This is a genomic window from Streptomyces sp. RLA012 (assembly GCF_056270325.1).
The window spans coordinates 8,563,208-8,576,732 of record NZ_JBWDPA010000002.1 but is presented as its reverse complement, the minus strand read 5'-3'; the positions used below and the strand labels follow the sequence as shown (position 1 = coordinate 8,576,732).

The window sequence follows — 13,525 nt, the reverse complement described above, 5'->3', positions numbered from 1 at the left end:
GGCGACTTCACCGGCCTCGCTTCCATGAATCCGTAAGGACTCCCCCACGGGCCCCCAAAGTCCACCGAGGCCCAAAAGCCGGGCCACCCGGGCCACCTCGCCCGCCCTTCCGGGGCCGGGCCCGCGCCCGGCCCGCCCCCTCAGCCCCCCCAGTCCCCTAGCTCCGCCTTCCCCTCCCTCAGCCCCCTTGCTGCGAACGTGCCTTGAAGGCGGCCTTCCGGGCCTCCTTGGCGACCTTCTTGTCGGGGTGCAGCCGGCCCATCGCCTCCAGGACGTCCGGGGTGGCCGGGTGGTCGACGCGCCAGGCCGCGGCGAAGAAGCCGCCGTGCTGCTGGGCCAGTCCCTCGACGAGCCCCAGCAGCTCGGCGGAGTTGCCCTCCGCGGCGAGCTGTGCGGCGAGCGTGTCGATGGTGAGCCAGAAGACCATCGCCTCGGACGGCGCGGGCACGTCGGCGATGCCGTGCTCGGAGAGCCAGACCCGGGCGAGTCCGCCGAGCTCGGCGTCGTCGAGGACCTCGCGGAGCGCGGGCTCGGCCTCCAGGCCGACGAGCGAGAGCGCCTGCTGGCAGCGCAGCCGGCGAAGGGGCGCTCCGGTGTCGCCGCCGCGCGCCGCGGCGAGCAGTTCCCGTGCCGCGCTCAGGGGCTCGCGCCGGGCGAGCCACTGCTCGGTCTCGGCCTGGGCGGCGGTCGGCGGGAAGACGGAGGTGCCGTCCAGCAGCGCGTCCGCGCCCTTGTCCGCCAGGTCCCCCACCGCCGGCGCGGCGAGACCGGACTCCAGCAGCCGGGCGCGCAGCCCGTACAGGCCCAGTGGTGTCAGCCGTACCATCCCGTAGCGCGATACGTCCGTGTCGTCGCCGGAGGCCGCCGACTCCTCGGTTTCCTCGTCGGGCTCCGCCATCAGCGCCTCGTCGAGCGGCTGGTAGTGGACGAGTCCGACGGGTTCGAGCAGCCGGAACTGGCCGTCGAGGCGCATCATCGCCTCCGACACCTGCTCCAGCACGTCGTTGGTGGGTTCCGCCATGCCGTCGGGCACGATCACCGACGCGGCGAGGGCCGGCAGCGGTACCGGCAGCCGGCCCGCTCCGCCCTCGTTCACGGTCAGCAGGTAGAGGTTGCCGAGCACGCCGTCCAGGAACTCGGCCTCGGCCTCGGGGTCCCAGTCCAGCGAGGAGAAGTCGATCTCCCCGCCGCCGTCCATCGCGTCGACGAGGTCGCCGAGGTCGGGCACGCTCGCGTCGGCCAGCACCGTCTCCAGCGCGGCGAGCCACACCCCCAGGGCGTCCTGCGGCCCCCCGGAGGTGAGCAGCGCGAGGTCCGCGCCCGCGGCGACCGCGCCTTCCTCCTCGTCCACGATCTCGACGAGCCCGGTGTCGACGGCCACCCGCCAGGCCTCACCGGCGAGGGCCGCCGCGTCGTCGCCGCCGAGCCCGAGCACGTCGGCCGCCCCGGGAAGCTGTTCCTCGACGAGTTCGCCCCCGGCGCCGACCCGCGTGTCCGGACCGGCCCAGCGGGCCAGCCGCGCGGCGCGGGAGAGCAGCGGCGTGGCGAGCGCGTCCCGCGCCAGCTCCGCTTCGGAGTGCAGCCGCACCGGCGGCAAGGGGGAACTGTCTGACATCGGCTGGGTTCTCCTCCGAACAATCAGGACCCGGACAGCGGGACAGAACGGCCCGAACCGCAGGACCGGACGCCCCGTCGAGCAGGACCGACCAAGCATGACAAGCGTGCCGAGCGGGACATCCACCGGGGTCCGGCGGCACATCCGGCAGGACAGCCGTCGCAGCCCCGGGGCCACCCCGGATCCGAGGATCCGGACGCCGCCCAGGAACACCGCGCGGACGGCTCAGCCTAGACGGATTTCCACCCATGCCGCCCGGTTCATGTCCCTGTCAGGCGCAGTACACCCCTGAAACCTTGACAACTCCCCGCACCACACACGAGATTGACGCGCGTAGAAGTTCACCGTGCGCCAGCTTCATCACCTTCTACGCGCGTCACCGGCCCGCACACAGGTCGCGCCACCCCCCACCTGCTCCACCCTCGTCGTCCCGGCGCTCACGTAAGTCCCCGGAGGGATTCCCTTGCCGAGCAAGAGAACCGCGCGCATCGGCGCGCTGACCGTTGCCGCGGTCTGTTCCACCGTCTCCGCCGTGGTGCTCACCGCACCCGCCCACGCGGACACCGTCCACATCCACGACATCCAGGGCACCACCCGTACGTCCCCGTACGCGGGCCAGAAGGTCACGGACGTGGCCGGCATCGTCACGGGCGTGCGGACCTACGGCTCGTCCAGGGGTTTCTGGATCCAGGACCCGACCCCGGACGACAACCCGGCCACCAGTGAGGGCGTCTTCGTCTTCACCAGCTCCACCCCGAAGGTCGCCGTCGGTGACTCGGTCACCGTCACCGGCACCGTCTCGGAGTACGTGCCCGGCGGCGCCTCCACCGGCAACCAGTCGCTGACGGAGATCACCAAGCCGACGATCACGGTGCTGTCCTCCGGCAACGCGGTCCCCGCGGCCACGGTCGTCAACAGCCGTTCCGTGCCGGCCGCCTACACCCCCGCCGGTGACACGGCCGCGAGCGGCTCGATCAACGCCCTCACGCTGCAGCCGAAGAAGTACGCCCTGGACTACTACGAGTCCCTTGAGGGCATGAACGTCCAGGTCGCCGACACCCGTGTGGTCACCGCCACCGACCCGTACACCGAGCTGTGGGTCACGGTGAAGCCGCGCGAGCACACCACCCGCCGCGGCGGCACGCTCTACGGTGCGTACACCTCGCAGAACACCGGACGTCTGCAGATCCAGTCGCTCGGCTCGACCGCCGACTTCCCCGTCGCGAACGTCGGCGACGAGCTCAAGGGCACCACCGCGGGCCCGCTCGACTACAACCAGTTCGGCGGCTACACGCTCGTCGCGAACCAGCTGGGCACCCTGAAGAAGGGCGGCCTGGAGCGCGAGACGACGAAGAAGCAGTCGCGCGGCGAGCTGGCCGTGGCGACGTACAACGTCGAGAACCTGGACCCGGGCGACGGCACCTTCGCCGCCCACGCGGCCGCGATCGTGGACAACCTGCAGTCGCCCGACATCGTGTCCCTGGAGGAGATCCAGGACAACAACGGCGCGACGGACGACGGCACGGTCGCCGCCGACCGGACGGTCACCAAGCTGATCGACGCGATCGTCGCGGCGGGCGGCCCGAAGTACGACTGGCGTTCCATCGACCCGGTCAACGACAAGGACGGCGGCGAGCCCGGCGGCAACATCCGCCAGGTCTTCCTGTTCAACCCGGAGCGGGTCTCCTTCACCGACCGCGCGGGCGGCGACTCGACGACCCCCGTCGGTGTCACCAAGGTGCACGGCAAGGCCCAGCTGACCGCGTCCCCCGGCCGGATCGACCCGGCCAACACGGCCTGGACGACCAGCCGCAAGCCGCTGGCCGCCGAGTTCGTCTTCCGCGGCAAGACGGTCTTCGTGATCGCCAACCACTTCGCCTCGAAGGGCGGCGACCAGGGTCTGACCGCGCAGTACCAGCCGCCGACGCGGAGCTCGGAGACCCAGCGCCACCTTCAGGCGACCGCGGAGAACGCCTTCGTCAACGAGATCCTGAAGGCGCAGAAGAACGCCGACGTCATCGCGCTCGGCGACCTGAACGACTTCGAGTTCTCCGACACGACGAAGATCCTGGAGGGTCACGGCGAGCTCTGGTCGGCGATCAAGTCGCTGCCGAAGAGCGAGCGTTACACGTACGACTACCAGGGCAACGAGCAGGTTCTCGACCAGATCCTGGTCAGCCGGTCGATTCGCGAGGACTGCGACTTCGACTACGACAGCGTGCACATCAACTCGGAGTTCTCCGACCAGATCAGCGACCACGACCCGCAGGTGCTGCGGTTCAAGCCGTAGTCCTGCAGGGGGCTGCGGTTGGGGCCGCAGTCCGGGCAAGGGAAGGGCCCGGCCCCGTCGTCCGGGGGGCCGGGCCCTTCCCTTGCCCGGTGCCGGCCCCGCTCGGTACCGGCTGCCCGGCGTCAGGCTGCGAACACCTCGTTCAGCCAGCCCTGCCAGGCGGCCTCGTTGTGCTTGGCGTCGGCGTCGGACGCGAAGTCGTGGACGCTCATCCCGACCGGCGCGCCCCAGTGGTTGCGCCCGAAGAAACGGATGAGGGCGTCATCGGTACGCAGCCCGATGAAGTACGGGTTGCGGAAGTCGACCACGGCGTCCAGGGCTCGGCCCTCGGGCCCCCGGGCCCGTACGCGCGCCCCCTCGGCCGTGTCGTCCGCGAGACCGAGCGCCCGCCCGACGGCGGCGAAGGCGTCGGACGCCGTGGACGTCCCCGGCCCGTCGAAGGTGGCGAAGGCGACCGGACGGCCCCCGAAGTGCGTCACGTACTCGCGCAGGGTGTGCAGATAGAAGTCCGTGTGCCGGCTCGCGCCGTCGTACTGGTTGTCCCAGTCGTCGACGAAGATGCCGCTGTGCACATACCGCACCCAGGACCGCCGGCCCTCGTCACGCGGTTCGATGGTCTCGTCGATCTGGTTGAGGGTCTGCTGGGAGATGCCCTGGACGTCCTCGACCCGGCTGGTCAGGCGGTGCGGCGGGTCCCAGTTGGTGAGCGTGGAGCCGAAGGGCCCGGTACCGCCCTGGCGCGGCTCGAACTCCATCGGCCACAGCCAGCCGCCGGTGCCGCTGGTGATCGCGTCCCACATCTGCTCCGGCGTGGCGTCGACCTCGAACTCGCGGGCGATCTCGAATTCCTTGGACATGATGGTCTTTCTCCTGGGGTTCAGCCCTGGGCGGGCGGGGTCGGAGTCGGAGTCGGAGTCGGAGTCGGAGTCGGAGTCGGAGTCGGAGTCGGGGTCGGGGTCGGGGTCGGGGTCGGGGTCGGGGCGATCGGAGCCGGCCTGACGGCGGACTCCGGCCCGATGACGGATTCGGACTCGACGGCGGACCTGGTCTCGACGGCGGACTCGGTCCCGACGGCGGACTCGGTCCCGACGGCGGATTCCGGCTTGAGCGTCGGGTGGACGGCGACGACGATCCGGTGGTCACGCCCGCCCTCCGCGTTCCCGTCGTGGTACTTGCGGATGAGCGCGCCGACCCCTTGCGTCAGCTCCTCGATGAACGCGGCGCGATCGGCGGCGGAGGCGAAGGTCACCTCGCCGTCGAGCGCGTAGGTGGCGAGCCGTTTGCGGGCCTTCGCCGCGCCGGTGATCAGCGAACCGACGTCCCGGACCAGCCGGGCGCCGAGCGCGAGCAGCCAGCGGGCCGAGAGCTGGTCCCGGAAGCGGTCCGGGTCGGGCTGCACGGCGGCGAGCGCGAGCGGCGAGATGACGTACGACGCCGCGGTCGCGCGCATCAGCCGCTCGGTGACATTGCCCTTGCGACGCTCGCCCGCGAGCTCGACCAGGCCGTGCCGTTCCAGCGCCTTCAGGTGGTAGTTCACCTTCTGTCGCGGCAGCCCGACCTTGCCGGCCAGCATGGCGGCCGAAGCGGGCCCTGCGGCGAGCTCGGCCAGCAGCCGGGACCGTATGGGGTCCAGCGAGACGGCGGCTGCTTCTGCGTCCTCGATCACGGTCACGTCCAACATGACTCCACCGTCCCACCGAAAACTTTTTTTGTCCAGGCGGATCGAGTTGTCGGTGGAAGGAACCGGGGAAGGAACCGGGGGAGGAACCATGGAGGAGCGAACCGGTCCGGTTCGGCCCGATCCGGACGGCCCCGGCCGAAAAGACCTGGCCGCTAGGCCCTTAGGTCTGCCGCCCGCCCTCGTCGAGACGCGCCAGCCGGGTCTGGAACCAGTCCAGCCTGGCCTGCAGCAGCGCCGCCTCGGCGACCAGCTCGGACACCCCGAGCCCGGCGGGCATGTCCAGGTCCGCGACCGCGGACCCGCTCCCGGCACGGACCCGCAGCCCCTCACCGGCCAGCCGCGCGAACCCCGCGAGCGACACGGACGTACGACCGCGTACGCAGCCCGCGCAGGCCGCCGTCAGGGCGCGCCGGCCGGGCCGCCCCCAGCCCGCGTCCGCGAGCGCGGCGGCCACCGCGCCGCACGCGCAGGGGCCGACCGTCGCGGTCCGCACCCGCTGGCGGGCGTATCGGAAGCCCCGTTCGAAACGGATGTAGGCGCCGAGGACGGAGACCTCCAGGAGGACGGCCGCCCGGTGTTCGGCGGTGCAGAGCATGGCCTCGGCCGCGGCCGGGTCGTGCACACAGTGGAAGCCGCAGTCGCAGCGGCGGTGCGGCGCCCGGTGCCGCAGCCCGTAGACGCAGCGCGCCTCGTCCAGCACTCCGTACGGTTGCGCGCCGCCCAGCGAGACGCCGGTGAACCCGGCCCGGGTGCCGTCCTGGGACAGCACCGGGTGGGCGATCTTGTATCCGGTCGGCGGCTCCGTCGGGCGTTCCTCGGGGAGCCGCAGCCTCATCGGGCGACCGGGACCTCTTCGGGCACGGACGCCTCCAGCTCCTCGATTTCCTCGGGAAGCTGGAGATTGTCTTCGTCCGCGCGAGTCTGCTCCTCCGCGACTCCGGTGGCGAGTGCCTTGCCCAGCCTCATGACGCCTCCCGCGATCTGCCGTCGACTTCCGTCCTCGCCATGGTGACCCATGAGGGGCCGAGTTGGCACCAGGGCCTTGAGAAAGCCACCACCAGGTAGCGCTGCTTCCCTTTGCCTCGTAGGAGAATTAAGTGGAGCTTCACAGTGGGGGTGTCGACACTACTCGTATGACGACCTCACCCATCTCCTCCACCTCCTCCGCTTCCTCGGCCCCTCCCGCCTCCTGCGCCCCTCCCTTCGGCCGCGCGCTCTGTGCGATGGTCACGCCCTTCACCGCGTCGGGCGCACTCGACCTCGTGGGTGCGCAGTCGCTCGCCGACCGGCTGGTCCGCGAGGGCTGCGACGGCCTGGTCCTGTCCGGCACCACCGGCGAGTCGCCGACCACGACGGACGCCGAGAAGTCCGCGCTCGTACGGGCCGTGCGCGAGGCGGTCGGCGACCGGGCCACGATCGTCGCGGGCGTCGGCACCGCGGACACCCGGCACACCGTCGAACTGGCCCTGGCGGCCGAAAAGGCGGGCGCGGACGGCCTGTTGGCCGTCACGCCGTACTACAGCAAGCCCCCGCAGGACGCCGTCGAGGCCCACTTCCGCGAGATCGCCGACGCCACCGGGCTGCCGCTCGCGCTGTACGACATCCCGGGGCGCACCGGCACCCGGATCGAGCCCGACACACTGATCCGGCTCGCCGGGCACCCCCGGATCGTGGCCGTCAAGGACTGCGCGTACGACCTTCTCGGCACCCAGAAGGTGCTGGGCCGCACGGAGTTGGCGTACTACGCGGGATGCGACGAGCAGGTGCTCGCGCTGCGGGCGGTCGGCGGGGCCGGGTACATCAGCACGGTGGCGAACGTGATCCCGGGCGCCTTCCGCGCGATCCTCGACGCGTTCGGGGCCGGGGACACGGCGGAGGCGGCCCGCCGACAACAACGGACCATCCCCCTGGTCGAGTTGATGATGGCGGCAGGCCTGCCCGGTACGGTCACGGCGAAGGCCCTGCTCAACGGTCTCGGCCTGCCCGCCGGACCGGTCCGCGCGCCGCTGCTGCCCGCCGGCCGGGAGGTGACCGACGGACTGCTGGCGGCGTACGAACGGCTGGCCACAAGCGGCTGACGACGTGCGGCGGATGGCCTGCGAACGGCTGACGACCTGCTGATCAGCGCGTGGCGAAGACCGGTGTCCAGCGCCCGGCGGCGCCGTCCTCGCCGCCGCGGAAACCGCTCAGGGGTACCTCCTTGTCGCTGCCCAGGGTGACGAGCACGAGCCGGTTGTGGAACTCGTTCGAGCCGGGCGTGATGTCCCAGGCGATCAGGCGCTTGTTGTCGACCCAGGCGAGCAGTTGCTGCCCGCGTACGGTCGTGGTCCGCCTGCCGGTGACGGGGTCCAGGATCTCGGAGGCCGTGGTTTTCGCGCCGCCCGCGAAGTCGCCCGCGGCGTGCCTGCCGTCCGGGGACAGCCGCGCGTCGACGTACCAGGGCAGGTGCGCCTCGTTCGCGGGTGCCTGGACCCGGTTGCCCCGGAAGTCGTAGAAGTGCTGGCCCGGTGCCGTGGTGAACCCGGTGTGGACGAGCTTGCCGTCGTGGCTGAAGCCGAAGTCCTGGCGGTCGTTGAGGCCGCTGCCGTCGCCCGACGAGACCTCGCTCCAGCGCGCCGCCGCGCCGGACGCGACGTCGACGACGTAGAAGCCGGTCCGACCCGGCTCCTGGTAGTTCGGCCAGCGGCTGGACTGGTTGCCCGACAGCGTGACATGCAGGTCCGGGTTCTTCTTGTAGGTCGTCGCGACGAGTGTGCGGCCGTCGGGCGAGAACGCGACCGCTCCGACGGTGTGATCGACCGGAATCCAGCGTTCCACCCTTCCGGTGAGCAGGTTGAGCAGTCCGATCCGCCGGGCGGGCAGGCTCCGCTCCAGGACGGCGGCGGTCCGCAGGCCGGGAGCGACCGCCACGAACGACCACTTCGTCTTCTCGTACGTACGGGTGCGCGCGTCGAGGAGCCAGTACGTGCGGACGTCGGCGTGGTGCGTGGCCGACAGCTTGACGTTCGTCTCCGTGCAGTACGCGGCCGGCGCGACTCCCCCGGCCGCGATCAGGTCGCGCGGTGGGGTCTGGCCGGGAAATCGGACGGCATTGCGCCGGTTCATCTCCGTGGCCGGGCGGACGTCATCCCTGCCGACGCACGACGACAGCCACGGTGGGCACCGCTACGCTCAAGACCGTACGGTCTTGAGGAAGCAGCCAAGGAGCCGGGCCACGCGACCTCGGGCAGATCCTCGAATTGACGTCCTCGTCTGTGCTAACGCAGGCGATTCCGGTCCGCACCGCTACGCGGTGCCACCCAGGGTTCCTGCTTCACAGGCCCTCGCCCTTCCCTCTCGGGAGCTGGTCTTACGCGGGCCTCCACAGGCGTTACTTTCCGCCCGTCCGGCGGTAGGTCGGACAACTCTGTTGTCCGACAAGGCGATCCTACCTCCGCCACTGCCCCCCGCCAGGCCACAGTGACGGAGATGCCCTCCGCCTCCACCCTAAGGAGTGGAGCACTGGGCAAGTGTTCGATAGTGCAGGACGAGCACGGTGCGCTGCCGGGCGGTGAGCCGGGCCAGGGCCGCGCGCATCACGACCCGCAACTCCGCGGTGGACGAGGGGTCCGCGTCGTGGAACGCGCCCTCGGGCGGCTCGGCGACGCTCAGCTCCCGCCGGGGCCACTTCAGCCGCCAGCGGCTCACCTGTTGGCGGTACAGGACCTGCCGTACGTACGCTTCGGGCTCGTCGATGCGGTGCCAGCGCCCCGCGGCCTTGATCAGGGCGTTCTGCAGCAGGTCCTCGGCGGCATGCCGGTCTCCGCCGCTGAGCAGGACGGCCGTCTTCAGCAGCGCGGACGACCGGTTCGCCACGAACTCCCGGAAGCTCTCCTGTGCTTCGGCATCCATCGTCACCTTCATCTTCCCCGAGGGTCATCGCCGACGGCCCTGGCGGCCCGCCCCTGTGTCTCTTGGGACGCGTGCGGACGCCCGGCGCTATGCCTCTGGGGCACGATCAATTCCCCGGCATCCGCGCGAGGGCGTGAAGAGCCTCTCGTTCCACGGTCGTATGCGCCGGTCCATGGGAGATCCTCCTGGGCCGGCGCGCCACCGTACGCGGGGCGCTGCCGCTTCTCGAGGAGGTTGTCCGTCCACAGCGGACCACAAAAGACAGTGGCAAGGAGGTTACCCACTCCTTGCCACTCTCAACTTATAGCGCACTGGGGGGCTTGCGGCAAGACCCCGGTCCTGCCGCAGAATCACCGGCCGAGGCCGGAATCCGCGGAGAATCGGGAGTCGCGAAGTGCGTGTGTTGTTGTCGACGTATGGGTCACGCGGGGACGTCCAGCCGATGGCGGGGCTCGCGGTGCGGCTGCGGGAACTCGGCGCGGAGGTGCGGGTGTGCGCGCCGCCGGACGAGGAGTTCGTGGAGCTGCTGGCCGGTGTCGGCCTGCCGCTGGTGCCCTTCGGCCGGTCGGCGCGCGAGCTGACGACGGCGACGCCGCCCCCGTCGCCGGCGGATCTGCCCCGGCGCGCGGCCGAGCTGACCGCCGGCCAGTTCACCGCGGTCACCGCGGCGGCCGAGGGATGTGACGCGCTGGTGGCGACCGGCGTGATGTCGGCCGCGGCCGGCGCGCGGTCGGTGGCCGAGAAACTGGGCATCCCCTCCGTGTCCGTGACCTTCCAGCAGCTCACCCTGCCGTCGCCGCGGCGCCGACCGCTGGCCTATCCGGGCCGGCCGCTCCCGCCGGAGGTGACCGACAACCAGGTGCTGTGGGACCTGGACGCCCGGAACATCAACGCGCTGTTCGGCGAGGCGCTCAACACCAACCGGGCGTCGATCGGCCTGCCCCCGGTGGACAACGTCCGCGACTACGTCATCGGCGACCAGCCGTGGCTGGCCACGGACCCGACCCTGGACCCGTGGCAGGAGACGCCGGACCTCGACATCGTACAGACCGGCGCATGGCTCCTGCCGGACGAACGCCCGCTCCCCGCCGAGCTGGTGGCGTTCCTGGAGGCCGGCGAACCACCGGTGTACGTGGGCTTCGGCAGCATGCCCATGCGCGCCTCGCAGGATGCCGCCCTGGTGGCCGTCGAGGCGGTCCGCGCGCAGGGCCGCCGCGTGCTCGTCTCCCGTGGCTGGGCCGACCTGGGCCTGATCGACGACCGGGACGACTGCTTCGGCGTCGGCGAGGTCAACCAGCAGGCGCTGTTCGGCCGGGTGGCCGCCGTCGTGCACCACGGCGGCGCGGGCACCACGACGACAGCCGCCCGGGCCGGCGCGCCCCAGGTGGTGGTACCCCAGGCGGCGGACCAGCCCTACTGGAGCGACCGGGTGGCCGACCTGGGCATCGGCGCGGCACACGACGGTCCGACCCCGACCTTCGAGTCCCTGTCGGCCGCGCTCAAAACGGCCCTGACGCCTGAGACCCACGCACGAGCGACCGCCGTGGCCGGCACCGTCCGCACCGACGGGGCGACGGTGGCCGCGAAGCTGCTGCTCGACACGGTCGGCCGGGAAGGGCCGCCCGTGTCCGCGTGAACACACGGGACCGCGAGCCAGGACCGTCCCGACGCCTTACACGCCTTACACGCCTTACGCCTTACGCCTTACGCCTTACGCCTTGTCGAGCGCCATGGTCGCGAGCGACCTCAGATCGGAGCTGCTTACGTGAACCCTTTGACCACCAGCGCGTTCGACCTTCCCGACCGTCTCTCCGCCAAGGCCGACCCAGCGCTGACCGCCGGCGACGAGCAGCACTTCGCGGCCGTCGCGGAGTGCCTGGAGCAGTCGATCGCCGAACTGACCGAACGCCTCGACGCCGAGCGCCGGGCGCCCGGCGTCATCGGCCGGCAGGCGATGGACCGGGACATCGAGATCCACCGGCTGACCGCTCGCCTGCGCGCGCTGCGCCGCTTCGGTCTGGACCTGTGCCTCGGACACATGGTCGGCGCGGAGGACCCCGAGCCCGTGTACGTCGGAAGACTCGGTCTGACGGACAGCGCGGGTCGTCGGCTGCTGCTCGACTGGCGCTCCCCCGCGGCCGAGCCGTTCTTCGGAGCCACCCACGCCAACCCGATGGGTCTGGCGAGCCGCCGCAGGTATCGCTGGACCCGCGGCCGGATCAGCGACTACTGGGACGAGGTGTTCACCGCGGACGGGTTCGCCGGGCATGCCGCGCTCGACGACCAGTCCGCCTTCATCGCCAGTCTGGGCGGCAACCGGTCGGCACGGATGCGAGATGTGCTCGGCACCATCCAGGCCGACCAGGACGCCATCATCCGCGCGGGATCCCGCGGCGCTCTCGTCGTCGACGGCGGTCCGGGTACGGGCAAGACCGTCGTCGCTCTGCACCGCTCCGCCTATCTCCTCCACTCCGACCCCCGTCTCGGTCACCGCCGGGGCGGCGTGCTGTTCGTCGGTCCGCACCGCCCCTACCTGGCCTACGTCGCCGACGTCCTCCCCAGCCTCGGAGAGGAGGGTGTGCAGACCTGCACCCTGCGGGACCTCGTCGACGAGGGAGCCGCGGCAGCGATCGAGTCCGACCCGGACGTGGCCCTCCTGAAGTCGTCCGCGGACCTGGTGCGGGCGATCGAGACGGCCGTCAGGTTCTACGAGGAGCCGCCCACCAAGGGGATGACGGTCGCGACCCACTGGTCCGACATCCGACTGAGCGCCGACGACTGGGCCCTGGCGTTCGAAGCTGCGGAACCCGGTACTCCGCACAACGAGGCACGCGAGCAGGTCTGGGAGGAGCTGCTCACGATCCTGGGAGACAAGCACGACGAGCACGACGAGGCCAACGAGGCCAACGAAGGCGACGAGGACAACGAGCACGACGAGGGCGCCTCGCCCGGGCTGCTCCGGAGGTCGCTGCTGCGCAACAGGGAGCTGCTCACGGCCTTCGACCGCGCGTGGCCGCTGCTCGAAGCGGCCGACCTCGTCGGAGACCTCTGGTCGGTACCCGCCTACCTGCGCAAGTGCGCTCCCTGGCTCAGCCCCGACGACGTGTCGCGGCTGCAGCGCGCGGACGCCCGGGCCTGGACGGTGTCCGACCTGCCGCTCCTGGACGCGGCACGGCAGCGGCTCGGCGACCCGGAGGCGGCGCGACGCAGGCGTCGGCACAACGCCTCCGTCGCCGCCGAACGTGAGCGCATGGCCGGCGTCATCGACAACCTGCTCGACGCCGATGCCGACGGTGAAGGTGCGGTGACGATGCTGCGCGGGCAGGACCTGAAGGACACCCTGGTCGACGAGACCGTGTCGCCCGGCATCGAACCGGACCTGCTCGCCGGTCCGTTCGCGCACATCGTCGTGGACGAGGCCCAGGAACTGACCGACGCGGAGTGGCAGATGCTGCTGCTCCGGTGCCCGTCCCGGAGCTTCACCATCGTCGGGGATCGTGCCCAGGCCAGGCACGGGTTCACGGAGTCGTGGCAGGAACGGCTGGAGCGGATCGGGCTCGACCGGATCCGCCTGGCTTCCCTGAGCGTCAACTACCGGACGCCGGAAGAGATCATGGCGGAGGCCGAGCCGGTCATCCGGGCCGTGCTCCCGGACGCCAACGTGCCGACCTCCATCCGCAGCGGCGGTGTCCCCGTCGTCCACGGATCCGCCGCGGATCTGAGTTCGGTCCTCGACACCTGGCTCGCCGCGCATGCCGACGGGATCGCCTGCGTCATCGGCGATCCGGCGTTCCGGGCGAGGTCCCGGGTCCGGTCGCTGACCCCGGAGCTGTCGAAGGGGCTCGAGTTCGACCTGGTCGTCCTGATCGACCCGGAGTCGTTCGGCAAGGGCATCGAAGGGGCGGTCGACCGCTATGTCGCGATGACCCGGGCGACCCGGCAACTCGTCGTCCTCACGAGCTCATGAGCTCATGAACATGAAATGGTTCCCCGCACCCCGGAAGGGGCGCGGGGAACCATACGACCGGCCACGAACAACCCACGGCCG

At 71.4% G+C, this 13,525-nt stretch carries 10 protein-coding genes and 1 pseudogene; 4 read left to right on the top strand and 7 right to left on the bottom strand.

The annotated features are described in order from the left end of the window. Positions 1 to 178 precede the first annotated feature (178 nt). The gene (locus RV986_RS39310; protein WP_475921944.1) at positions 179 to 1,615 is read right to left on the bottom strand and encodes a hypothetical protein; all 1,437 of its coding nucleotides are present in this window, start codon (positions 1,613 to 1,615) and stop codon (positions 179 to 181) included. 463 nt (positions 1,616 to 2,078) lie between these two features. On the opposite strand from RV986_RS39310, the gene RV986_RS39305 reads away from it, so the two are divergent. Further along, positions 2,079 to 3,905 carry an endonuclease/exonuclease/phosphatase family protein gene (locus RV986_RS39305; RefSeq protein WP_475921943.1) on the top strand — a complete coding sequence of 609 codons (1,827 nt, stop codon included), beginning with the start codon at positions 2,079 to 2,081 and terminating at the stop codon, positions 3,903 to 3,905. Between the two features lie 122 nt (positions 3,906 to 4,027). Here RV986_RS39305 and RV986_RS39300 read toward each other — a convergent pair whose 3' ends face one another. From RV986_RS39300 to RV986_RS39285, 4 genes are all read right to left on the bottom strand, one after another. Further along, entirely contained in the window at positions 4,028 to 4,762 is a 735-nt protein-coding gene (locus tag RV986_RS39300) for an SRPBCC family protein (protein ID WP_475921942.1), read from the bottom strand. Between the two features lie 20 nt (positions 4,763 to 4,782). Beyond that, positions 4,783 to 5,586 carry an ArsR/SmtB family transcription factor gene (locus RV986_RS39295; protein ID WP_475921941.1) on the bottom strand — a complete coding sequence of 268 codons (804 nt, stop codon included), beginning with the start codon at positions 5,584 to 5,586 and terminating at the stop codon, positions 4,783 to 4,785. A gap of 160 nt (positions 5,587 to 5,746) precedes the next feature. Then, positions 5,747 to 6,421 (bottom strand): hypothetical protein, encoded by a 675-nt coding sequence (locus tag RV986_RS39290; RefSeq protein WP_475921940.1) that lies wholly within the window; start codon positions 6,419 to 6,421, stop codon positions 5,747 to 5,749. After that, complete coding sequence (locus tag RV986_RS39285) at positions 6,418 to 6,552, bottom strand: hypothetical protein (RefSeq protein WP_475921939.1); 135 nt, start codon at positions 6,550 to 6,552, stop codon at positions 6,418 to 6,420. The genes RV986_RS39290 and RV986_RS39285 overlap by 4 nt, the downstream gene beginning before the upstream one ends. A gap of 167 nt (positions 6,553 to 6,719) precedes the next feature. Here RV986_RS39285 and dapA point away from each other — a divergent pair, with 167 nt between their 5' ends. After that, positions 6,720 to 7,664, top strand: coding sequence for a 4-hydroxy-tetrahydrodipicolinate synthase (dapA, locus tag RV986_RS39280; protein WP_475921938.1), 945 nt, complete (start codon positions 6,720 to 6,722; stop codon positions 7,662 to 7,664). A 43-nt stretch (positions 7,665 to 7,707) separates the two neighbouring features. Here the strand turns inward: dapA and RV986_RS39275 are convergent, their stop codons facing one another. Both RV986_RS39275 and RV986_RS39270 read right to left on the bottom strand, forming a co-directional pair. After that, the gene (locus RV986_RS39275; protein WP_475921937.1) at positions 7,708 to 8,691 is read right to left on the bottom strand and encodes a WD40 repeat domain-containing protein; all 984 of its coding nucleotides are present in this window, start codon (positions 8,689 to 8,691) and stop codon (positions 7,708 to 7,710) included. Between the two features lie 152 nt (positions 8,692 to 8,843). After that, positions 8,844 to 9,477: pseudogene (locus RV986_RS39270) on the bottom strand (SigE family RNA polymerase sigma factor). Positions 9,478 to 9,871: 394 nt separating this feature from the next. On the opposite strand from RV986_RS39270, the gene RV986_RS39265 reads away from it, so the two are divergent. Then, complete coding sequence (locus RV986_RS39265; RefSeq protein ID WP_475921936.1) at positions 9,872 to 11,113, top strand: glycosyltransferase; 1,242 nt, start codon at positions 9,872 to 9,874, stop codon at positions 11,111 to 11,113. Positions 11,114 to 11,242: 129 nt separating this feature from the next. Next, entirely contained in the window at positions 11,243 to 13,444 is a 2,202-nt protein-coding gene (helR, locus tag RV986_RS39260; RefSeq protein WP_475921935.1) for an RNA polymerase recycling motor ATPase HelR, read from the top strand. Positions 13,445 to 13,525 lie beyond the last annotated feature (81 nt).

Bases quoted from the DNA above. Each gene is read 5' to 3' on its own strand.
- RV986_RS39310 (WP_475921944.1), bottom strand. From the start codon at position 1,615: ATGTCAGACAGTTCCCCCTTGCCGCCGGTGCGGCTGCACTCCGAAGCG.
- RV986_RS39290 (WP_475921940.1), bottom strand. From the start codon at position 6,421: ATGAGGCTGCGGCTCCCCGAGGAACGCCCGACGGAGCCGCCGACCGGA.
- RV986_RS39300 (WP_475921942.1), bottom strand. From the start codon at position 4,762: ATGTCCAAGGAATTCGAGATCGCCCGCGAGTTCGAGGTCGACGCCACG.
- dapA (WP_475921938.1), top strand. From the start codon at position 6,720: ATGACGACCTCACCCATCTCCTCCACCTCCTCCGCTTCCTCGGCCCCT.
- RV986_RS39295 (WP_475921941.1), bottom strand. From the start codon at position 5,586: ATGTTGGACGTGACCGTGATCGAGGACGCAGAAGCAGCCGCCGTCTCG.
- RV986_RS39285 (WP_475921939.1), bottom strand. From the start codon at position 6,552: ATGAGGCTGGGCAAGGCACTCGCCACCGGAGTCGCGGAGGAGCAGACT.
- RV986_RS39275 (WP_475921937.1), bottom strand. From the start codon at position 8,691: ATGAACCGGCGCAATGCCGTCCGATTTCCCGGCCAGACCCCACCGCGC.